Below are 21721 nucleotides of genomic sequence, written 5' to 3' on the forward strand. Positions count from 1 at the left end.
TGTCATGTTCATCCGTTGCCAAAAGAGTAATGTGCCTGATTTTTCAGTTCAATGCCCGGTCGTTGGCAAAAATCACCTACGATCAGGCCCCTGCACAGTGGAGGCGTTGCCCGATGAAACAGATCCTGCTGATCGGTATGGGGGCCGGTGATCCCGAGCAGATCACCCTGCAGGCTGTCGCGGCACTGAACCGTGCAGAGGTGATCTTTATCCTCGACAAGGGGTACGTCGACGATCAGTTGCTGAGGCTGCGCAAAGAGCTCTGTCAGCGCTACATCAGTCATGAACGCTACCGTCTGGTGCAAGTTCAGGATCCTCGACGTGAAGATGATCCGCAGGCCTACGAGCGCGGCATCGAGGGGTGGCACGAACAGCGCGCAATACTCTTCGAGCGGTTGTTGGCCGATGAGCTTGGTGTGGATCAGGTCGGCGCTTTTCTGGTCTGGGGCGACCCGTCGCTCTACGACAGCACAATGCGCATCCTTGATCAGGTCCTGGCGCGGCGCAACGAGGTATTCGAGTATCAGGTGATTCCCGGTATCACCAGCGTCCAGAGCCTGGTCGCGCGGCACCGGATCCCGCTCAATCGCATCGGCGAGTCGATTCTTATCACCACCGGCCGACGCCTGGCGACAGCTCCGCTGGAGCACCTCGGCAACGTCGTGGTGATGCTCGACGCGCACTGCACATTCGAGCGTTATGTGGGGCAGGGGCTGGACATCTATTGGGGCGCGTATCTGGGCACGCCGGACGAGATACTGGTGTCGGGCCGGCTCGATGAGGTCTGCGAGCAAATCAGGCGGCTGCGCAGCGAGGCACGCGAGCGCAAGGGGTGGATCATGGACACCTATTTGCTACGCAAACCGGCCTAAGCCGGTTTTTCATCCTTGTTGCGATTCTTCGCTTCGATCCACTGCGCCATGTATTTGGTGCTCTTGTGGTGATGATGCCGCAGCATGGCGCCGGTGAAGTTCGCCAGACGATGCTCCGCGAGTCCGTTGCGAAGGGTTTCGATGCGCTCAATTAGGCTCGCACAGTGCTGCCTATGCTGGAAGCGCGCCTGCAGTACCGCGTGACCCGCATGTTGCGCTTCAAGCCAGAGGTTCTGCTCCTGATACAGCCTGACCGCAGCGTCAGCGATGTCGGCCGGCTTATCGGCAATGATGCCGGGCCACGGCAGCCCGCCGCTCATGGCTTCCGCACCCACCGGGGTGGTGACTGATGGCGTTCCGCAGAGCATCGCGTCCATCAGCTTGCCTTTGATACCAGCCCCGAAACGCAATGGCGCGAGGCACACTCGCGCATTGGACATGACCTCCAGCGCATCCTCGGCCCAGTGCTTCACATGAAAGCCCTGAGCGGCGTTGTGCAGCGCCGCGGCCTTGGGTGGCGTATAGGCACCGTAGATGTGCAGCTGGGCTTCGGGCAGTTGTTGACGGATCAGCGGCCAGATAGTGGTTTTCATCCACAGCACCGCATCCCAGTTGGGCGCATGACGGAAGTTGCCGATACTGAGGAAGTGTGCACGCTGTGCAAAAGGCCGGAAGCTGTCGGGCGCGCCGTCGATCATCAGCGGACACCAGTGCAGCAGCGTCTCGGGCAGGCCGAAAGGGCCGCTCAGCAGTGCAATTTCGACATCGGACGTCATCAGGTTGAGGTCGCAGCGATATAGCGAAGCGATTTCGCGCTGCGCCAGATCACTGGACGCTATCTGCCGGAAAAGCTGCGGCGCTGAAATGTCCACACTGCCCGGCGCAGCCTCGGGGCAATCGCTGTTCAGCGCGTCCTTCAACAACTGATGGCGGGCGTGGCGCAGGCTCTGGAAATCCGAGGTCTCCAGAATTCGCAGCGCGTCAGGACACTGCTGCTCGACACGCCAGCCGAACTGCTCTTCGATCATGAACTGATCGAAGAGCACCACGTCAGGCTGCAATTCGCTGACAAACACGTCAAAACTGCTGTCGTTGAGCGCAATGTGCACTTCGTGGATGCCCAGGCCGAGCAGATCGGCGCGGTGCTCGCCTTCAGTGGCAGGGCTGGCAAAGGTGATCTGCCAATCCTGCTCCAGAAAGCATTGAATCAATTGCATCATGTGCCCGCTCGCGGCCGAGGAGCGCGGTTCTGGCCACACGTAGCCGATGATCAATAGGCGGGTGCTGACAGGCTTGTCGGTACGATTGAAGACTGCGTCGATGTCAGTCAAGGCTGTTCCCGAGAATGCTTTTTACCTTGTCACGCAACTGGTCGATGGAGAACGGCTTGCCGATCGAGTACATGCCTGGCGGCACGTCGATATTTTCGGAGTAACCGCTGGCGAACAGCACCGGCAATTGCGGGCGAAGTTCGATGACCTTTTTGGCCAGTGCGGTGCCCTTCATGTCAGGCAGCCCCTGGTCAGTCATCAACAAGTCGATGTGATTGGAATCGTCTGCAACAAAGGTCAGTGCCGACGTAGCGTCCTCGGCTTCCAGTACCTTGTATTCCAGCTCCTCGAGCACGTCGACAATCAGCATGCGCACAATGGCGTCGTCTTCGACCACGAGAATGGTGCGGGCTGTGTCGGGCATGGTTGACTCCTTAAACCTGAATAATGGCGATGGTGCAGACAGTGTGGAATTTTACGCATCCTTTCCCGTCAACTCAGGGTAACCGAGCGAGGGCCTGTCCGCTGTTGATACAGTCCCTGTATCAGTAAATAAAAACCGGGTGGAAGTTCAATCGAGGCACAAATACCGTAAATCGACAGGGCGGCTCACGGGTTGGCGTCATTAATGAATACAGGCGTGAGCTTATCGCGCATTTATGTGTGAAATTTCAATCCTCTATGTCAGAAATAAGAGTGTTTTTCGTAGGTTTACGGCAAACTCTACGGTTTTGATCCACTCGTCAGGGATATTTCATGAATCGGACGTCTGTTGTCGATGAACAACGCTTTCGAAAATTGCTGGGGCGTAACGTTGGCTTGCCCCTGGGCGTCGGTGTATTGAGCGCAGTTTTCTTCATTCTGCTGATCAGTTATCTGCTCACTGCAATACAGTGGGTCGAGCACACTGACCGGGTGATCAACAACACCAACCGCTCAATGAAACTGTCGATAGACATGGAAACCGGCATGCGCGGTTTCCTGCTCACCGGTGATCAGCATTTTCTCGATCCCTATGAAGTCGCCAAGCCGCTGTTGCTCGCCGAGTTGCAGGGGCTGGAGGAACTGGTAGAAGACAACCCCACGCAACTGGATCGGTTCAGGCGTCTGGCCACGTTGCAGCAGGAGTGGAATGCGTTCGCCCAGGAGATGATTACGTTGCGGCGCACCAACGCCGATTATCAGACGCCGGTGCTGGCCGGACGTGGCAAGCGAATTACCGATCAGATCCGCACCGAATACGATCAGGCCGTGGAAATGGAGCAGCAACTGCGCCTGACCCGCAATGCGGAAGTCACGCGCAGTACCATTCTTTCCGTCACCCTTTATCTGATATTCGTGGTGATTGTCAGCGCAATTCTGGCCTATATCGGTCGCCGGGATCTGATGTCGCTGTCGAACACTTACAGCGAAAACCTCAGACTGCAGGAAGTCAATGCCGAGCGACTGCAGAAGGTGGCCTGGCTGCGCAATGGTCAGAGCGAGCTGGCCGAGCAGGTCCTGGGGCAATTGACGCTGAACATGCTGGGCCGGAATATCCTCCAGTTTCTGACCCAACACCTGGGCGCGTCGGTGGCCGCTGTCTACATCCGCCAGGACCACGGCGGCCTCACGCGAGTTGCCTCGTATGGTTTCTCCCGCGAACAGGAGCAGCAGGATCAGACCATTCACAGTGACGAAGGCATTGTGGGGCAGGCAGCCCAGCAGGACCGCATCATTACGCTGGATGAACTGCCGGATAACTACTTCAAGGTCGCCTCCGGCCTGGGCGATGGCTCGCCGCGCAGCGTGGTGGTGGTGCCGACCAGCAATGACGATCAGGTCAACGGCGTGATCGAACTGGGCTTTCTGCGCACCCTGACCGAGCGCGATATCGAGTTTCTTGAGCTGGTGGCGGACAACATCGGTACGTCCATCGAAGCCGCCCGTTATCGCCAGCGTCTGCAGGAGGTGCTGGCCGAGACCCAGCAGCTCAACGAAGAACTTCAGGTGCAGCAGGAAGAACTGCGTACGGCCAACGAAGAGCTGGAGGAGCAATCGCGCATCCTCAAGGAGTCCCAGGTCCATCTGGAGACCCAGCAGGCTGAGCTGGAGCAGACCAACGAGCAACTCGCCGACCAGAGTCAGGCACTGGCCGAGCAGCGCGATGCGCTGGATCGCAACAATGAAGAACTGAATATTGCTCAGGCCGAGTTGCAGGCGCGGGCAGACGAACTGCAGCGCGCCAGCAAGTACAAGTCCGAGTTCCTCGCCAATATGTCCCACGAGCTGCGCACGCCGCTCAACAGCTCACTGATCCTCGCCAAACTGCTGGCGGAGAACCCGGGCGAGAACCTGACCGCCGAACAGGTCAAGTTTGCCGAGTCGATCTATTCGGCGGGCAATGACCTGCTGAATCTGATCAACGACATTCTGGATATTTCCAAGGTCGAGGCCGGCAAGCTGGAAGTGCGCCCGGAAAACAGCAGCGTACCCCGACTGGTCGAAGGTCTGCGGACGCTCTTTCAGCCGCTGGCCGCCGAAAAGAAGCTCGCGTTTACCGTCGACATCCAGGCCGGTGCGCCTACCATGCTGTTCACGGATCGCCAGCGTCTTGAGCAGATCCTCAAGAACCTGCTGTCCAACGCGATCAAGTTCACTGAAACCGGCTCGGTCAGCATGGTGGTTTCGCGTCATCCGGGCGCGGGTATCGCGTTCATCGTGCGTGATTCGGGCATCGGCATCGCCGAGGAGCACCAGCAGGGCATTTTTGAAGCGTTCCGTCAGGCAGACGGCACCACCAACCGACGTTATGGCGGCACCGGATTGGGTCTGTCGATTTCGCGTGATCTGGCGGCATTGCTGGGCGGATCGATCAGTGTGACCAGCGCACCGGGGCAGGGCAGTATTTTCAGCCTCGTGCTGCCGGAGCAATACGTCGAACAAGACGGCCGCGAGCCGGACAGCGATCTGCTCATCTCACCAGCGCCTGCTGCGCTGCCGCTGTCTGTGGCTGCGCTTCCGGTCATCCCGCAGCCGGTACAGGCACCCGTGCCGATGGATACGCCGGTGCCGGTATTTGCCGACGACCGGGACAAGGCGCCCTTCGAGCGTCGTTGCATCCTGGTGATCGAAGACGAAGTGCGATTCGCCCAGATTCTCTACGACCTGGCCCACGAGCTGGGCTACGACTGTCTGGTCGCGCATGCTGCTGACGATGGCTTCAACCTGGCGTCCCGCTACACGCCTGACGCCATTCTGCTGGACATGCGCCTGCCGGATCATTCGGGCCTGACCGTGCTGCAGCGTCTCAAGGAACTGGCGCCCACCCGGCACATTCCCGTACACGTGATCTCGGTCGAGGATCGCCAGGAAGCCGCCTTGCATATGGGTGCGATTGGCTACGCGGTCAAGCCGACCACACGTGAAGAGCTCAAGGACGTGTTCGCCAAGCTGGAAGCCAAGCTGACGCAAAAGGTCAAACGTATCCTTTTGGTCGAAGACGATGCGTTGCAGCGTGATAGCATCGCGCGCCTGATCGGTGATGACGATATTGAAATCACTGCGGTAGGCTTTGCCCAGGAGGCGCTGGACCTGCTGCGCGACCATGTCTATGACTGCATGATCATTGATCTCAAGCTTCCGGACATGCTCGGCAATGAATTGCTCAAGCGCATGTCGATGGAAGACATCTGCGCCTTCCCGCCGGTGATTGTCTATACCGGCCGCAACATGACCCGCGATGAAGAAGCCGAGCTGATGAAGTATTCGCGCTCGATCATTATCAAGGGTGCGCGCTCGCCTGAAAGGCTGCTCGATGAGGTCACGCTGTTCCTGCACAAGGTCGAGTCGCAACTGTCCAACGAACGGCAAAAGATGCTCAAGACCGCACGTAGCCGTGACAAGGTCTTCGAGGCGCGCAAGATCCTCGTGGTCGACGACGATGTGCGCAATATCTTTGCGCTGACCAGCGCCCTTGAACATAAGGGTGCGGTCGTGGAAATCGCCCGCAATGGTCTGGAGGCGATTGCCAGGCTCAATGAGGTGGAAGACATCGATCTGGTCCTGATGGACGTGATGATGCCTGAAATGGATGGTTTTGAAGCGACCATCGAGATCCGCAAGGACCCGCGCTGGCGCAAGCTGCCGATCATCGCCGTCACGGCCAAGGCCATGAAGGATGATCAGGAGCGTTGTCTGCAGGCGGGTTCCAACGATTACTTGGCCAAGCCCATTGATCTGGATCGTCTGTTTTCGCTGATTCGCGTCTGGCTGCCGAAGATGGAGCGTATCTGAATGAGGCTTCAGCGGAGGGGCGTCTGCAATGGCAAGCCCGGGCGGCACCATGCAGCTTGATCGAAGCATGGACATCGAGTTGCGCCTGCTGATCGAGGCGATTTACCTTCAATACAGCTACGACTTTCGTGACTACTCCGGCGCTTCGGTCAAGCGCCGCGTGATCCATGCGTTGCGCCAGTTCGATTGTGCAACCATCTCCGCGCTGCAGGAACGTGTGATCCACGACCCTGCGGCGTTCATGCAATTGCTGCAGATTCTCACTATCCCGGTCAGTGAGATGTTCCGTGATCCCTCGCACTTCCTGGCAATCCGTAATGAGGTCGTACCGGTGCTGCGTACCTACCCGTCACTCAAGGTATGGATTGCCGGCTGCAGCACGGGCGAGGAGGTTTATTCCACGGCTATTCTGTTGCGTGAAGAGGGGCTGCTGGAGCGAACCATCATTTACGCGACCGATATCAATCCCAGCTCGCTGGAGAAGGCCAAGCAGGGCATCTTTTCCATGGACAACGTGCGGGCCTACGCCGAGAACTATCGAAAGGCGGGAGGGCAGCGCGATTTTGCCGAGTACTACACGTCCGCCTATGACTACGCGATCTTCGACAAGACGCTGTGCGAGAACGTCACGTTTGCCGATCACAGTCTGGCCACAGATAGTGTGTTCTCCGAAACGCAATTTATTTCGTGTCGTAACGTACTGATTTATTTCAACAAAAAGCTCCAGGATCGAGCGTTCGGGCTGTTTCATGACTCGCTGTGTCATCGTGGTTTTCTGGCGTTGGGCAGCAAGGAGACGCTGGAATTCTCAGCGTACGGGGGCGCTTTCGAGGCGCTGGTGAAACCCGAGCGGATTTACCGGAAATCATGAAAACCACGTTTGGCGATGACGCCTTGAGTCACTCGTTGCCCGTGGTCGATGCCATTGTGGTCGGCGCATCGGCCGGCGGCGTGGAAGCCTTGCTGAAAATATTCAGCGGCCTGCGCAAGGGTTTTGCGTTGCCTATCCTGATGGTTCTGCATTTGCCTGATGACCGGCATAGCCAGTTGGCCAATGTGTTTCAGAACCGTCTGGCGATTCCGGTCAAGGAAGCCGACGACAAGGAGAGCATAGTGCCCGGCACTTTGTATGTTGCGCCAGCGGGCTATCACGTCTCGGTGGAGTCCGACTTTTCCCTGTCGTTGAGTCAGGAGGACAAAGTGTTTTATTCAAGGCCCAGTATCGACATTCTGTTCGGTTCGGCTGCTGATGCCTATGGGTCGCGACTGGCCGGGGTGCTGTTGACCGGTGCCAATAATGACGGTGCGAACGGGTTGCTGCAGATCAAGACGTACGGTGGTTTCACGGTGATTCAGGACCCCTCGCAGGCCCAGGCTTCTACCATGCCTGAAGCTGGCCTGGCGCTGCACTCGCCCGATTACCTCCTTTCCCTGAACGATATTGGCCGCTTGCTGGTCGAGCTGGAACGAACCGCATGTTAAGTGAAATTCAGGCAAAACTGCTTATCGTCGATGATTTGCCGGAAAACCTGCTGGCGCTCGAAGCGCTGATCAAGCGCGGTGATCGAATCGTCTACAAGGCGCTGTCTGCCGATGAGGCGCTGTCACTGCTGCTGCAGCACGAATTCGCCATGGCCATCCTCGACGTGCAGATGCCCGGGATGAACGGCTTCGAGCTGGCCGAGATGATGCGCAGCACGGAAAAGACCAAAAGCATTCCAATCGTCTTCGTCAGTGCCGCCGGACGTGAGCTGAATTACGCCTTCAAGGGTTATGAAAGCGGTGCCGTGGACTTCCTGCACAAGCCGCTGGATATTCACGCGGTGAAGAGCAAGGTCAATGTGTTCGTCGATCTTTACCGGCAGCGCAAGGCCATGAAGATACAAGTCGAGGAACTTGAGCGCAGTCGCCAGGAGCAGGAGGCCTTGCTCAAGCGTCTGCAGTCGACCCAGAGCGAGCTGGAGCATGCGATTCGTATGCGTGATGACTTCATGTCCATCGTCTCTCACGAGGTGCGCACGCCGCTCAACGGCCTGATTCTGGAGACCCAGCTGCGCAAGCTGCACCTGGCCAAGGACAACGCAGCGGCGTTTACCATGGAAAAGTTACGCGCCATGGTCGATCGCGATGAGCGGCAGATTCAGAGCCTTATCCGCCTGATCGAAGACATGCTCGATGTATCGAGGATTCGTACCGGTAAGCTGTCGATCAGGCCGAGTCCGTTCGACCTGAGCGAGCTGGTCACTCAACTGCTGGAAAGTTTTGCCGCGCAGATCGCCGCCGCCAATTCCACGATCACCCGGTTCGCCGAGCAGCCGGTAATAGGCGTCTGGGATGAGTTCCGCATTGAGCAGGTGGTTGCCAACCTGTTGACCAACGCGCTGCGCTACGGCGCGCGAAAGCCGATAGAAGTGCATGTGTACAGCAAGGACAGCGAGGCCTTCATTGAAGTGAGGGATCAAGGTATTGGCATTACGGCCGAAAACCAGAAGCGCATCTTTCAGCAGTTCGAGCGGGTGTCGACTAATCACGCTGTTGCCGGGCTGGGTCTTGGGCTGTTCATTTCCGATCAGATCGTCATGGCTCACGGCGGTCGCATCGAAGTGGAGAGTGAAGAGGGCAAGGGTTCGGTGTTTCGTATCTGTCTGCCTCTGTAAGGTCGCCGCCTCCGGCGATCAAGTTTAATCACACGTTGGCGCAACCTCCCACGCGTGCCGTGGTCGTAATGGCAGCTATTTATAAGATCAAAGGCAGTTCAATGAGCGCTGATGCAGAAAACGTCGTACTAATCGTCGAAGACGAGCCCCTGATCCTGATGCTTCTGGCCGATTATCTGTCGGGTGAGGGTTATCGTGTCCTGAAAGCCGAGAACGGCGAGCAGGCTTTCGAGATTCTGGCGACCAAACCCCATCTCGACCTGATGATCACCGATTATCGGCTGCCGGGCGGCGTCTCGGGCGTACAGATTGCCGAGCCTGCGATCATGCTGCGGCCCGAGTTGAAGGTGATTTTCATCAGCGGCTACCCGGCAGAGATACTCGATTCGGGCAGCCCCATCGCGCTGAAGGCGCCTATTCTCGCCAAGCCCTTCACCATGGACACCCTGCACACCCAGATCCAGAAACTACTGGCTTGAGCGGCCTGCCTGCCCGACGAGTGAGCGGGCAATCCGATAAATCTGCGCTGCCTGAAGCCTGAGTCTTGCTCAGGCTTCTATCATTTCCCGTACTTTTGACGTCAGGTGATCGAACGCAAAGGGTTTGGTGATCAATTGCATTCCTGTGTCCAGAAAGCCCCCGCGCACCGCCGCATGTTCTGCATAACCGGTGATGAACAACACCTTGAGTTCCGGTCGCAGTTGCCTCGCGATGTCCGCCAGTTGCCTGCCGTTCATGCCTGGCAGGCCTACATCGCTGATCAATAGATCGATACGCCGTCCGGATTCCAGTATGGGTACTGCGTCCGCTGCCTCGCCAGCCTCGATAAAGGTGTAGCCCAGCTCGCCAAGCACTTCACTGACCAGCGCGCGCACGGCAGGGTCGTCCTCAACGATCAGTACCGTCTCGCCGTTCTCGGCGTAAACGGCATTGCTCTGGAAGCTTTGCTCGGCCTCATCCGCCAGTCCCTGAAAGCGCGGCAGAAACAGTTGTACGGTAGTGCCGACGCCGACTTCGCTCTTGATCAGGACGTGGCCATGCGATTGCTTGCTGAAGCCGTAGATCATCGAAAGACCCAGCCCCGTGCCCTGGCCGATGGGTTTGGTGGTGAAGAACGGGTCGAACGCTCGACTGATGACGGTTTCAGGCATGCCACAGCCATTGTCGCTGACGCTCAGTACGACGTAGTCACCCGGCAGCAGGTTCTCATGGGCATTGGTGAAGGATCTGTCCAGTTGCTGGTTGAACGTCTCGACCACCAGCGTGCCGCCGTCAGGCATGGCGTCGCGGGCGTTGAGTACCAGATTGAGCAGGGCGCTCTCCAACTGATTGGGGTCGGCCTCTGCGGTCCACAGATCGTGTGCCAGGCGCAGCTGCAAATGAATGCTCTCGTTAACGCTGCGTTGTAGCAGTTCATCCATGGCGTTGACCAGATGATTCATTTCGACCGGCTTGGAGTCCAGCGACTGACGCCGTGAGAAGGCCAGCAGACGATGGGTCAGGGCGGCGGCGCGGTTTGCCGAGGTGACCCCCAGATCGATCAGGCCGTTCAGGTCCTCGACACGCCCACGCGCCAGCCGGCGTCTTATCAACTCGAGGCTGCCGATGATCCCTGTCAGCATGTTGTTGAAGTCATGGGCAATCCCGCCGGTCAACTGGCCGACTGCCTCCATTTTCTGTGACTGGCGCAGAATTTCCTCTTTGTGACGTAGCTGCGAGGTTCGCTCTTCAACCTGTTGCTCGAGCGTTTCATTGAGGCGGCGCAATTGCGACTCGGCCTGCTTGCGCTCGGTGATGTCGGATGTCACGCCCGCCAGTGAGCCGACCAGGCCGTTCTTGCCGCGCGTGGCACGGGCGCGCACATCCACCCAGTTGAGTGAGCCGTCCGGCCAGATATTCCGGTATTCGATGATCAGATCGACACCGGTGTCCAGGCTGCGCTGCAACGCCGATTGCATTCGGGGCTGGTCTTCGAAATAAACGGCGGCCAGCCAGTCGTCGTAACCGAAGGTGTTCTGCTCGTCGCGGCCGTAGTGACTTTTGGTGATGTCCGAACAGGTCAGTTTGAGATATTCGGCCTCCAGAACCCATGAGCCCAGCCTGCCGGCCTTCAGGGCATTCTGCAGGCGGCCTTCACTTTCGTGCAGATCCTCCATGCGCGCGCGAGCTTCATACTGGCGTCTACGGCCGCGCACCGCTGTCATCACCAGACTCACCAACGTCACCGGATGGAAAGGGCGCTCGAGAAAGGTCACGTTGCCCAATAGATTACCCATGCGCGCAGAGGGGTTGTGATCAGGTCCGTGGGTCAGCAAGACGATAGGCAAGTCCGACCAGGGCGGCTGACGGCCAAGCAGCTCCAGCAATGGGGTCATATCAGTGTTGCGCAGTGCCTCGTCGGCGATGATCGCCAGACCGGCACCGGCCCCCAGCTCTCTGACCAGTTCGGGCACGTCACGGGCGACCGTCGCGGGGTAACCTGCTTCGTCGAGAATACGCATGGCGATCTGACTGTCCCGCCCGCGTGGGGCGAGAATGATCGCGCGCTCTGATAACAGACCTGGGGTACTCACAGGTCGTCATCCTCAAGCAGCGGTTTCTTGTCGCCCATGTACGACGGCACACCGCGCAGTACACCCTGAAAGGCCTCCAGCGGTTCGCCTATTTTCAATCCGCTGGAACTGATGCGGTACTCACGGATTGTGGATTCGTGAGTGCCGGTGCGTTTCTTGATGACCGATATCGCACGGCGTACCTGACCCAATGCTTCAAAGTAACGCAACAGAATCACACTGTCGGCAAGGTAGGTGATGTCTACTGGCGAGCGCATATCGCCGACCAGTCCGTGCTGCGCAACGGTCATGAAGGTCGAGGCGCCCTGGCGATTGAGGTAGAGCAGCAGCTCGTGCATGTGCAGAACCAGCGCGCTTTCTTCAGGCATTGCAGCCTGGTAACCGTTGATACTGTCGATGACAACGGTCTTTATCTGCTTTTTATCGACTGCACGCCGCACACGGTGTGCGAACTCGCCAGGGGACAGCTCTGCGGCGTCGATCTGCTCTACCACCAGATTGCCGGTTTCCTGCAGTGCACGCAGGTCGATCCCCAGCTTGAGCATGCGCTCGAACAGCAGGCCCATTTCCTCATCGAATATGAACAGACCGACGCGCTCGCCGCGTGCGACCGCCTGCACGGCGAAAACCAGCGAGATGAGCGATTTCCCGGTCCCGGCCGGGCCAAGAATCAGGGTGCTGGAGCCACCTTCGATGCCGCCTCCGAGCAGGTTATCCAGCTCCTGGATTCCGCTGCTCAATTGAGTGCGCGAGTAATTGGAACGGTGTTCGGCGGCTACCAGGCGAGGAAAGACGTGTATGCCATTCTCGGCAATGGTGAAGTCGTGAAAACCACCGCGATACTTCTGACCGCGGTACTTGACGATTTTGAGACGCCTGCGCTCGGCACCGTAAGTAGGTGTCAGTGCCTCAAGGCGAATCACCCCGTGGGCAACGCTGTGCACGGTCTTGTCGAGTGCCTCGGTGGTCAGGTCATCGAGCAGCAGCACTGTCGCGTTGTAGCGGGTGAAATAATGCTTGATGGCCAGAATCTGGCGCCTGTAGCGCAACGAACTCTGCGCCAGAAGACGGATTTCCGAGAGGCTGTCGATGACGACGCGAGTAGGTTTGACACGCTCGACCACCTCGAATATCTGCCGCGTCGCCTCACCCAGCTCCAGGTCAGAGGAGTAGAGCAGGCTTTGATGATGATCCGCATCGAGCAGGCTTTCAGGCGGTGTCAGTTCAAAGATATTGATATGTTCGTCGAGCTGCCATCCGTGCGAGGCTGCACCCGAGCGCAACTCGCTTTCAGTCTCGGACAGAGTGATATACAACGAGATTTCGCCCGCTGCCGCCCCGGCCTGCAGAAAATGCAGCGCCACGGTTGTCTTGCCGGTTCCGGGTTCTCCCTCAAGAAGAAACACATGACTGCGTGAAAGACCTCCTGCAAGGATGTCATCCAGGCCTTCAATGCCGGTTGCCGCTTTTGACGTATTCAAGTATCGCCCTCTGATAACCGTACAGGTTTTGTTAATGCCTCATTACTGGACCGTCAGGTACTGCGACCGTTCCCCCTATTTGAGGGGAACATCCATATCCAATATAGCCGGGCGGGTAGTTTTCGGGTCCTGCAAATGTCACTTCAGTCCGGTTACGATGTGTCTGTTGCAGTTGTTATAGTCCTGCGCCTGAACACCCACCTGCTTGAGGGATCACGTCGTGACCGATTATCAAAGTTTCCGGGTCGAGCTGGGCGACAGCGTTGCTCACGTACAAATCAACCGGCCTGAAAAACTCAACGCGATGAACGAGTCGTTCTGGACGGAGATAATCGACATCTTCGACTGGATAGAGCGTACCGACGAGGTGCGCGTTGTGGTGCTCAGCGGTGCAGGCAAGCACTTTTCGTCCGGCATCGATCTGGCATTGCTGGCTTCGGTCGCCAGCCAGTTGGGTAAGGACGCAGGGCGCAATGCACGTCTGTTGCGGCGCAAGATCCGCGACATGCAAGCCTCGTTCACGGCCGTGGACAATTGCCGCAAACCGGTTCTTGCCGCCATTCAAGGCTACTGCCTGGGCGGTGCCATCGACCTGATTTCTGCGTGTGACATGCGATATGCGGCGGCTGACGCGCAGTTCGCCATTCGCGAGATCGACATGGGCATGGCCGCCGATGTCGGCACGCTGCAACGCCTGCCGAGGATCATCGGTGATGGTGTGCTGCGCGAACTGGCCTACACCGGGCGTAGCGTCGGCGCTGAAGAGGCGCAACGGATTGGGTTGGTCAATCGCACCTTCGAGGACACTGAAGGTCTGTTGCAGGGTGTTCTGGCGGTGGCTCGGGAAATAGCCGGCAAATCGCCCATCGCCATCGAAGGCACCAAGCAAATGATCAGCTACATGCGCGATCACAGAGTGGAAGACGGCCTCGAACACGTTGCCATCTGGAACGCAGCCATGCTGCAATCACCTGACCTGAAGCTGGCGATGGCTGCGCAGATGAGCAAGCAGAAGCCGGTCTTCGATAATTGATACATGACAAGGCTCGAGTCTGAGCGAAGGAGTTTCTAATGTCGCGCCCGGAGCGTTGGACAACTGCAGTTCTGGATGTCGAGGCCCCTGGCGGTTTGGCTGTGGTTCAGGGTGATCAGGGTTTTTTGCTGGATGCCAATGGGGTGATGTTCCCCAGAGGCTGGCTGAACGGGCTGGACCTGCCGGTGCAGAGTGAGCACGGCATAGGCTATTTCGAGGGTGAGCCTGTCTACCTTCTGGTGCTCGAACGCTCGGTTGCCGTCGAGGGCTGCGCCTGGCAAGGCTTGCGTCAATTCATGCTGGAAGGCGACTTCGCTGTTTTCCAGATGCTCGGCTACGCCGCGCAAGTCAGCACATGGGCCAGGGAACACCGTTTCTGCGGTGCCTGCGGTCGTGCGACGGTGCAGATTCGCGGCGAACGTGCGATGTTCTGCGAGCATGACAACCTGCGGCTGTACCCGCGTATTTCGCCCAGCATGATTGTGCTGGTCACCCGTGGCGATGAAATCCTGCTGGCGCGCTCACCGCGGTTCGTCACCGGTATGTACAGCGCACTGGCCGGGTTCGTGGAGCCGGGTGAATCTGCCGAAGACTGCGTGCATCGCGAGGTGATGGAAGAGGTGCAGGTGCGTATCAAGAACCTGAAGTACCGCGGCAGCCAGTGCTGGCCGTTCCCGCACTCGATGATGCTCGGGTTCCATGCCGAATACGAAAGCGGTGAAATCGTGCCCCAGGCAGAAGAGATTGAAGACGCACGCTGGTTTCATGTCGATGACCTGCCGCCGTTGCCGGCCAATCGGTCGATTGCCCGCTACCTGATCGAGGCGTATCTGGCCGAGCGCTCAGGCGCCCCCGAACCAGTGTTGCCAGGCTAGGCGCACGGTCAGGCCCAGAACCACGGTGATGAACACCGGGCGGATGAATTTGGCACCGCCCTTGATCGCGGTGCCTGCACCGAAGTAGGCACCGAGCATCACCGCAAGGCCCATGCTCAGGCCGATGATGTAATCCACCTGGCCGGAAAACATGAATACCGAGAGCGCCACGGCATTGCTGACGAAGTTCATGCTGCGCGCCACGCCGCTGGCCTTGACCAGATCAACCGGGTAGAGCAGCAGGGTGCTGACTGTCCAGAACGCGCCGGTACCCGGTCCGGCAACACCGTCGTAGAAACCCAGGCTCACTCCCTGGGGAAGCTGCCATTTCCTTTTGATCGGTGCGTTGCTGTCCAGAGGGGCCTTGGGCGTGCCGCCAAACAACAAATACAGTCCGCAACCGAACACGATCACCGGCAACATCTGGTTCAGCCATTCGGCTGGCAGGTAATGGGCAATCACAGCGCCTAGCGCGGCACCGATCGCAGTGCCGACCACGGCATGCAGCCATTGGCGCGGATCGAACAGTTTGCGACGGTAGAAGGTGAAGCTGGCCGTCGCTGAACCAAAGGTCGAACTGAGCTTGTTGGTGCCCAGCACCAGATGCGGCGGCAGGCCGGCGGTCATCAGCGCCGGGGTGGTCAGCAGTCCGCCGCCACCGGCGATGGCGTCTATGAATCCCGCTATGAAAGCAACCACGGCAAGAATGGCGAGGGTGGTCAGGTCGACGCTGAGTTCAAAGGGCATGGTGGCAGGGGGCTTATGGCGAGGACGGCAAGGGGGCAGAATGGCTGCCCGAACGTGGCTCATTCTACCCCTTGTGCAACGCTTGCAGGAAGTCAGATGTCGGCGAGCGCGACCCAGCGCTGCTCGGCTGCGGCCACGCGAATGGCCGTCGCCAGGCGCTCGATCTGCCACGCTTCCTCGAAGTCCGGGCCACGCCTGTGCTGACCGCATACGGCCTGGATGAGCGCTTGTACTTCGAGCGCCTTGAGCTCGTTGTAACCCAACTGGTGACCAGGGGCCGGGCAGAACGCGGCGTAACCCGGTTGTGCAGGGCCGGCCAGCAGTCGCTGAAAACCATCGCGTCCGGCTGTGCCTGTGCGGTAGAGGTGCAGCTCGTTGAGCCGCTCTTGATCGAACGCCAGCGTGCCCTTGGTGCCGCTGATCTCGAAACTCAGGTGGTTTTTGTAGCCGTGTTTGAGCCAGCTGCTGCTGAACGTCCCGCGCGCACCACTGGCAAAGCGCAGTAGCGCGTGGGTCTGATCGTCCACTGCAATGGCGCGCATCTGTTGGCTGCCGCTGTTCGCCGGGCGTTCACGGTGCACGGTGCTGGAGTCGGCGCAGACTGATTCGATGTCGCCCAGCAAATGACGCGCCATCGCCAGCAAGTGGCTGCCCAGATCTGCCAGCGCACCGCCCGCGTGCGCCGCTTCACAGCGCCACGACCAGGGGGACGCCGGATCGCCCATGAAATCCTCACTGAACTCACCCTGAAAGCTGACGATCTCGCCCAGTTCGCCGGCTTCGATCATTTCCCTGGCGAGTCCGATCATCGGGTTGTGCTGGTAGTTGTAGCCAACCTGGGTGACGACACCCGCAGCCTTGGCACTGCGGCGCATTTCATCGGCCTGGGCGAGATTCACGGCCAGCGGTTTTTCGCAATACACCGCCTTGCCTGCGGCGATGGCGGCCATGGCCATGGGGAAGTGCAGGTGATTGGGGGTAGTAATCGCCACGATCTTTACGTGCGGATCATTGATCAATTGCTGCCAGTCAGCGTGGCTGCGGTCGAAGCCCCAGGCGCTTGCGCATCGCTCGGCGCGTGCACTGTCGGCGTCCGCCAGCGCGGAGAGTCGTATACGTGCAGGCAGGTCAAGCGCAGCGTTGGCGTTGCCAAACGCCAGCGCATGAGCGCGGCCCATGAAGCCGGTGCCGATCAGTCCGATACCCAGTTGCGCAGGCGATGTGGAAAGGGATTCCCGCATGACATTCTCCAAAAAGGATTGTTGTTATGCGGAAAATATATTCCAATTATTTTAATTTTGGAAAATTAATTCATTTTCTTTTTTTCTGCGGGCCAAGTGGGCTTCAGGATAAAAAGCCGCCGTCGACGTTCAGTGCGACGCCAGTGGTATAGCTGGAGGCCTCGCTGGCAAGGTAAAGCACCGCGCCGGCCATCTCGCTGGGAGCGGCAACGCGTTTCAGCGGGATCTGCGACAGCGCCATGTTGAGGATCGCGTCATTCTTGACCAGTGCCGATGCGAACTTGGTGTCGGTCAAACCGGGAAGCAGGGCGTTGCAACGGATGCCGAACTCAGCGCACTCCTTGGCAAACACCTTGGTCATGTTGACCACGGCTGCCTTGGTCATCGAATAGACGCCTTGATAGGCGCCCGGCGATACCGCGTTGATGGACGCCACGTTGATGATGCTGCCGCCGCCGTTTTCGCGCATCAGCTTGCCAGCTTCCACGGACATGAAAAAGTAACCGCGAATATTGACGTCGACGGTCTTCTGGAAGGCCCCGGGATCCGTATCCAGCACGTTGCAAAACTGCGGATTGGTGGCGGCGTTGTTGACCAATACATCCAAGCGCCCGAACTGCTGACGAATCTGCGTAAATGCATGGGTTATCTGTTCCAGCTCACCGATGTGGCAGGCAATGGCTGTTGCCTTGCCACCCTCGCTGACGATGGCGTCCGCTACCGCCTGGCAACCCTCGAGTCGGCGACTCGAGACGATAACGTGCGCGCCTTGCTGGGCCAGTAGCCGGGCAATGGCTTCACCGATTCCTCGGCTGGCACCTGAAACGAAGGCAACCTTGCCATCAAGGTCGAAGAGCTGGGTTCTGGACATGTCATTTCCTTGTCTTGGCGCTGGCGGTCAGAGGCTGGATTTTTCGATTACGCTCAGGCTCATCTGCTCCAGCAGCCTGTTCATGTGAATGAATTGGGCAAAGCGCTTGTCCTGGGTCTGGCCATGGAAAAAGCGGTAATAGATCTGTTGCACGATACCGGCCAGACGGAACAGGCCGTAGGTGTAGTAGAAATCGAAATTGTCGATGCGCACGCCGGCGCGCTCGGCGTAATAGTCGACAAAAGCCTGGCGGGTCAGCATCCCCGGCGCATTGCTCGGCTGGCGGCGCATCAGTTGCACCGGAGCCGGATCGTCAGCCTGTATCCAGTAGGCGAGGGTGTTGCCCAGGTCCATGAGCGGATCGCCGAGCGTGGTCAGCTCCCAGTCCAGCACGCCGATGATGTGCATCGGGTTGGCGGGGTCGAGGATCACATTGTCGAAACGGTAGTCGTTGTGCACGATGCTTGAGGTGGGGGAGTCGGCAGGCATTTTGGCGACCAGCCAGCGTTTGACCTGCTCCCACGCCGGAGCGTCCGGGGTCAGTGCTTTCTCATAGCGCTCGCACCAGCCAGAAATCTGCCGTTGCACATAGCCTTGCGGCTTGCCGAGGTCACCCAGGCCACAGGCCTGATAATCGACGCGATGCAGGTCTACCAGTTTGTCGATGAAGTTTTTGCACAGCTGTTCGGTCTGTCGGGCATCCAGCGCCAGTTCCGGCGGCAGGTCGGAGCGCAGGATAACCCCTTTGACGCGCTGCATGACGTAGAACTCCGAGCCGATCAGTGACTCGTCCGTACAGTGCAGATAAGCCTCGGGACAGTAGGGAAAGGCTTCCTTGAGCTGATTGAGAATACGGTACTCGCGGCCCATGTCATGGGCCGAACGCGCCTTGTGTCCGAAGGGTGGACGACGCAGTACCAGTTCCCGCTCAGGGTACTGAAGCAGATAGGTCAGGTTCGATGCACCGCCCGGAAACTGACTGATCGCCGGCGTGCCGTGAAGATCCGCCATGTGCGCCTTCAAATACGCGTCGATTCGGAAGGCGTCCAGTTCTTCGCCGCTGCGAACCTCGGTGGACTGGTCAGTCAGTGCCATACGTATCCCTTGTGTTTATTATGGTCAGCGCAAACTATTGACTAATCTAATGATCGTCCAATCCGCGATCAAGCGCATGGGCGCTTTATAGGCTAGCGTGTTGCCGGGCAATCAGTAGCTCTGATCGCTGTTCTACAGAAAGGTGCGTGCATAAAAAAACCGAAGCCGGCGGGGCTTCGGTCTCAGGTAGTCCAGTCTGCCGTGTGCGGCAGGTTTATACCGGGAACAGTTCGCTGAGCTTCATGGCCAGCATCATGTCGCCTTCGGCACGCAGCTTGCCACCCATGAACGCCTGCATGCCATCGGTCTCGCCGCTGACGATGCCCTTGAGGGTCTGGCTGTCCATGACCAGGGTCACGTTGGCGTCAGGGTTTTCGCCTTCCTCCAGTTGGCAGGTGCTGTCCTTGACGATCAGCGCGTAGTGTTTGTCTTCGTCGGTGATGTTGAAGCCGAAGACCAGGTCCAGACCGGCAGCAGCAGCTGGGTTGAACTTGTCTTTCATTGTCTGTACGGCGTCTGCTACTGAGGTCATGAGGTGATCCTTTTAGAGTGAGTGCCAGCGTCCGACAGGACGCGATTGGCCGGGCTCAGCGATAGGTGATGAGCTCCGGCGCCTTCAGCAGTTGCAAATGTGTGTAACCGTTGAAGGAAGCCAGGGTCACGTCGTTGCCTTTGAATTTAAGCTGATGCAACGACGTATTGACGATGTGCCAGTGAAGCTCCAGTGCCTTCAATGCAGGCATTCCGGTAATAAGATGCAGCAGGGCAGTAATGGTGCCGCCGGAGGTGAATACCGCGATACGCTCATGCGGGCCGGCAGCCTGGAGAATCCGCTTCAGGCCTGCTTCGACGCGGGCCACGAACGCCTGCCAGCTTTGCAGGCCCGGTGTGTCGTGATTGCCACTCAGCCAGCGCCCGGTAATCAGGTTGAACAGGCGCTGGAACCCTGCAGGGTTTGCGGCAACGTCGCGCAGAATATCCAGCGCCTGTGGTTCGTCTTCGAGCATCGCCGGTATCAACGCCTTGATCACGCCTTCGGCATCGAATTCATCGAACGCGCTGTCCAGTTGCACGGCAGGCGTATCGAGGCCTGCTTCGGTGTACTGGCCCAGCACATGCTGGGCGGTGTCTTTCTGGCGCATGAGTTCACCGGACACGCAGCGATCGAAGCTCAGGCCCTGCTCGGCAAGGTAGGCACCCAATACCTGAGACTGACGAATACCCACGGGCGACAGCACGTCGTAATTGTCTGCACCAAATGAGGCCTGGCCATGTCGTATCAGGTAGATGCTGCCCACGTCCGTTTCTTCTCGGTACGTTGAAGGTTCGCCGAGGTTATGAGGGATGCCGGGGGACTGTCAATGAAAAAACATACGCTCGTTTGAAATCATCGTTTTAATGGTTTGTAACGGGTCATTGGCTGGTGCACTGCACAGGGCGTCGGTATGCTGCATTCATCATAGCCCTTGATTGGTAAGGGCCTGACACTAATGAGGGATATTCGTGGATTTCGTTGTCGATTACGCAAGTTTTCTGGCCAAGACCGTGACGCTGGTGATCGCCATCGTTGTGGTACTGGTTGCCATTGCGTCCATGCGTGGCAAAGGCCGTCGCAAGTCTTCCGGTCAATTGCAGGTCACCCGGCTCAATGATTTCTACAAGGGCCTGCGCGAACGGCTTGAGCAATCATTGCTCGACAAGGAGCGCCTCAAGACGCTGCGCAAGGAGCAGGGCAAGGCGCTGAAGAAAGAGAAACAGCAGGCCGAGCCCAAGGCTCGCGTCTACGTGCTGGATTTCGACGGTGACATCAAGGCATCGGCCACTGAAAGCATGCGTCATGAAATCACCGCGTTGCTGACCCTGGCCACCGACAAGGATGAAGTGGTCCTGCGCCTGGAAAGCGGCGGCGGCATGGTCCACAGCTACGGCTTGGCGTCCTCGCAACTGGCACGCATTCGTCAGGCGGGCATCCCGCTGACCGTGTGCATCGACAAGGTCGCGGCCAGCGGCGGCTACATGATGGCGTGCATAGGCAACAAGATCATCAGCGCACCGTTCGCCATCCTCGGGTCCATTGGTGTGGTGGCGCAACTGCCCAACGTCAATCGCCTGTTGAAGAAGCACGACATCGATTTCGAAGTGCTGACCGCGGGTGAATACAAGCGCACCCTGACCGTGTTTGGCGAAAACACTGAGAAGGGCCGCGAGAAATTCCAGCAGGACCTGGACATCACCCACGACCTGTTCAAGAACTTCGTTGCCAGCTACCGCCCGCAATTGTCCATCGACGAAGTAGCAACGGGCGAGGTATGGCTGGGCATGGCGGCGGTCGACAAGCTGCTGGTCGATGAACTCAAGACCAGTGACGAGTACCTGGCCGAGCGAGCCAAGGATGCAGACGTGTTCCACCTGCACTACGTGCAACGCAAGAGCCTGCAAGAGCGCATGGGGATGGCGGCAGCCACCTCAGCGGATCAACTGGCCACCAAGTGGTGGGGACGTTTGACTCAGCAGCGGTTCTGGTAGGTGTGAATGGCAAGGTGGCCTGAGTCGAGCCTCAAGTTACCCGATATCACAGAGCCGCTGTGTGACGCAGAGCGTCACGAACTGCATGCCGACGCGGAGCGTCGGCACGATCGTCATTAGTATCTAAGCCGTGCTTTAGCCACTTGCTTTAAAGTGCTTTTCAACCACGATGGCACTGACGACGCAGAGTGCGACGTTAGTGAC

General features: G+C 58.6%; 19 protein-coding genes. 9 read left to right on the forward strand and 10 right to left on the reverse strand.

The annotated features are described in order from the left end of the window. Nucleotides 1–113: 113 nt before the first annotated feature. Nucleotides 114–872 (forward strand): precorrin-6A synthase (deacetylating), encoded by a 759-nt coding sequence (cobF, locus tag AO388_RS05640; RefSeq protein ID WP_058416176.1) that lies wholly within the window; start codon nucleotides 114–116, stop codon nucleotides 870–872. Here the strand turns inward: cobF and AO388_RS05645 are convergent. Both AO388_RS05645 and AO388_RS05650 read right to left on the reverse strand, forming a co-directional pair. Beyond that, complete coding sequence (locus tag AO388_RS05645) at nucleotides 869–2203, reverse strand: glycosyltransferase (protein ID WP_058416168.1); 1335 nt, start codon at nucleotides 2201–2203, stop codon at nucleotides 869–871. The genes cobF and AO388_RS05645 overlap by 4 nt on opposite strands. After that, entirely contained in the window at nucleotides 2196–2567 is a 372-nt protein-coding gene (locus tag AO388_RS05650; RefSeq protein ID WP_058416169.1) for a response regulator, read from the reverse strand. Before AO388_RS05650 ends, AO388_RS05645 begins: the two co-directional genes overlap by 8 nt. Nucleotides 2568–2899: 332 nt before the next feature. Between AO388_RS05650 and AO388_RS05655 the strand changes: the two genes are divergently transcribed. The 5 genes from AO388_RS05655 to AO388_RS05675 all read left to right on the forward strand — a co-directional run bounded on the left by AO388_RS05655 (nucleotide 2900) and on the right by AO388_RS05675 (nucleotide 9554). Beyond that, nucleotides 2900–6418, forward strand: coding sequence for a response regulator (locus AO388_RS05655; RefSeq protein WP_058416170.1), 3519 nt, complete (start codon nucleotides 2900–2902; stop codon nucleotides 6416–6418). A gap of 49 nt (nucleotides 6419–6467) precedes the next feature. Beyond that, the gene (locus tag AO388_RS05660; protein WP_046720287.1) at nucleotides 6468–7289 is read left to right on the forward strand and encodes a CheR family methyltransferase; all 822 of its coding nucleotides are present in this window, start codon (nucleotides 6468–6470) and stop codon (nucleotides 7287–7289) included. Next, nucleotides 7286–7900 (forward strand): chemotaxis protein CheB, encoded by a 615-nt coding sequence (locus AO388_RS05665; protein WP_003369357.1) that lies wholly within the window; start codon nucleotides 7286–7288, stop codon nucleotides 7898–7900. The genes AO388_RS05660 and AO388_RS05665 overlap by 4 nt, the downstream gene beginning before the upstream one ends. Beyond that, nucleotides 7894–9075, forward strand: a complete 1182-nt coding sequence (locus AO388_RS05670) for a hybrid sensor histidine kinase/response regulator (protein ID WP_003434146.1) — start codon at nucleotides 7894–7896, stop codon at nucleotides 9073–9075. Before AO388_RS05665 ends, AO388_RS05670 begins: the two co-directional genes overlap by 7 nt. Before the next feature lie 101 nt (nucleotides 9076–9176). After that, on the forward strand, nucleotides 9177–9554 hold the full coding sequence (locus AO388_RS05675; RefSeq protein WP_003318062.1) for a response regulator: 378 nt from the start codon (nucleotides 9177–9179) through the stop codon (nucleotides 9552–9554). A gap of 69 nt (nucleotides 9555–9623) precedes the next feature. Here the strand turns inward: AO388_RS05675 and AO388_RS05680 are convergent, their stop codons facing one another. Then, nucleotides 9624–11648: a response regulator gene (locus AO388_RS05680; RefSeq protein ID WP_003369363.1), complete on the reverse strand. Its 2025-nt coding sequence runs from the start codon at nucleotides 11646–11648 to the stop codon at nucleotides 9624–9626. Next, nucleotides 11645–13129: an ATPase domain-containing protein gene (locus tag AO388_RS05685; RefSeq protein WP_032609592.1), complete on the reverse strand. Its 1485-nt coding sequence runs from the start codon at nucleotides 13127–13129 to the stop codon at nucleotides 11645–11647. Before AO388_RS05685 ends, AO388_RS05680 begins: the two co-directional genes overlap by 4 nt. A 220-nt stretch (nucleotides 13130–13349) precedes the next feature. Here AO388_RS05685 and AO388_RS05690 point away from each other — a divergent pair, with 220 nt between their 5' ends. Both AO388_RS05690 and nudC read left to right on the forward strand, forming a co-directional pair. Beyond that, entirely contained in the window at nucleotides 13350–14162 is an 813-nt protein-coding gene (locus AO388_RS05690; RefSeq protein WP_003369367.1) for a crotonase/enoyl-CoA hydratase family protein, read from the forward strand. A gap of 38 nt (nucleotides 14163–14200) precedes the next feature. Beyond that, a complete protein-coding gene (gene nudC, locus AO388_RS05695; protein ID WP_003369368.1) occupies nucleotides 14201–15037 on the forward strand; it encodes an NAD(+) diphosphatase in 837 nt (278 codons plus the stop codon). On the opposite strand, the gene AO388_RS05700 is transcribed toward nudC, so the two are convergent. The 6 genes from AO388_RS05700 to AO388_RS05725 all read right to left on the reverse strand — a co-directional run bounded on the left by AO388_RS05700 (nucleotide 15005) and on the right by AO388_RS05725 (nucleotide 20289). Further along, the gene (locus AO388_RS05700) at nucleotides 15005–15784 is read right to left on the reverse strand and encodes a TSUP family transporter (RefSeq protein WP_003434141.1); all 780 of its coding nucleotides are present in this window, start codon (nucleotides 15782–15784) and stop codon (nucleotides 15005–15007) included. The genes nudC and AO388_RS05700 overlap by 33 nt on opposite strands. A gap of 92 nt (nucleotides 15785–15876) precedes the next feature. Further along, nucleotides 15877–17025, reverse strand: coding sequence for a Gfo/Idh/MocA family protein (locus AO388_RS05705; RefSeq protein WP_058416171.1), 1149 nt, complete (start codon nucleotides 17023–17025; stop codon nucleotides 15877–15879). Between the two features lie 103 nt (nucleotides 17026–17128). Continuing rightward, the gene (locus AO388_RS05710) at nucleotides 17129–17896 is read right to left on the reverse strand and encodes an SDR family oxidoreductase (RefSeq protein ID WP_003434139.1); all 768 of its coding nucleotides are present in this window, start codon (nucleotides 17894–17896) and stop codon (nucleotides 17129–17131) included. Nucleotides 17897–17923: 27 nt separating this feature from the next. Next, on the reverse strand, nucleotides 17924–18991 hold the full coding sequence (locus AO388_RS05715) for a phosphotransferase family protein (RefSeq protein ID WP_044308207.1): 1068 nt from the start codon (nucleotides 18989–18991) through the stop codon (nucleotides 17924–17926). A 214-nt stretch (nucleotides 18992–19205) separates the two neighbouring features. Next, the gene (locus tag AO388_RS05720) at nucleotides 19206–19523 is read right to left on the reverse strand and encodes an SCP2 sterol-binding domain-containing protein (RefSeq protein WP_003369381.1); all 318 of its coding nucleotides are present in this window, start codon (nucleotides 19521–19523) and stop codon (nucleotides 19206–19208) included. Between the two features lie 55 nt (nucleotides 19524–19578). Beyond that, nucleotides 19579–20289, reverse strand: coding sequence for a histidine phosphatase family protein (locus AO388_RS05725; protein ID WP_003369383.1), 711 nt, complete (start codon nucleotides 20287–20289; stop codon nucleotides 19579–19581). A gap of 205 nt (nucleotides 20290–20494) precedes the next feature. On the opposite strand from AO388_RS05725, the gene sohB reads away from it, so the two are divergent. After that, nucleotides 20495–21517, forward strand: a complete 1023-nt coding sequence (sohB, locus tag AO388_RS05730; RefSeq protein ID WP_058416172.1) for a protease SohB — start codon at nucleotides 20495–20497, stop codon at nucleotides 21515–21517. Nucleotides 21518–21721: the final 204 nt, after the last annotated feature.

Origin of the sequence: Pseudomonas sp. ICMP 10191 (genome assembly GCF_001467335.1) — a bacterium.
Taxonomy (GTDB): domain Bacteria; phylum Pseudomonadota; class Gammaproteobacteria; order Pseudomonadales; family Pseudomonadaceae; genus Aquipseudomonas; species Aquipseudomonas cerasi.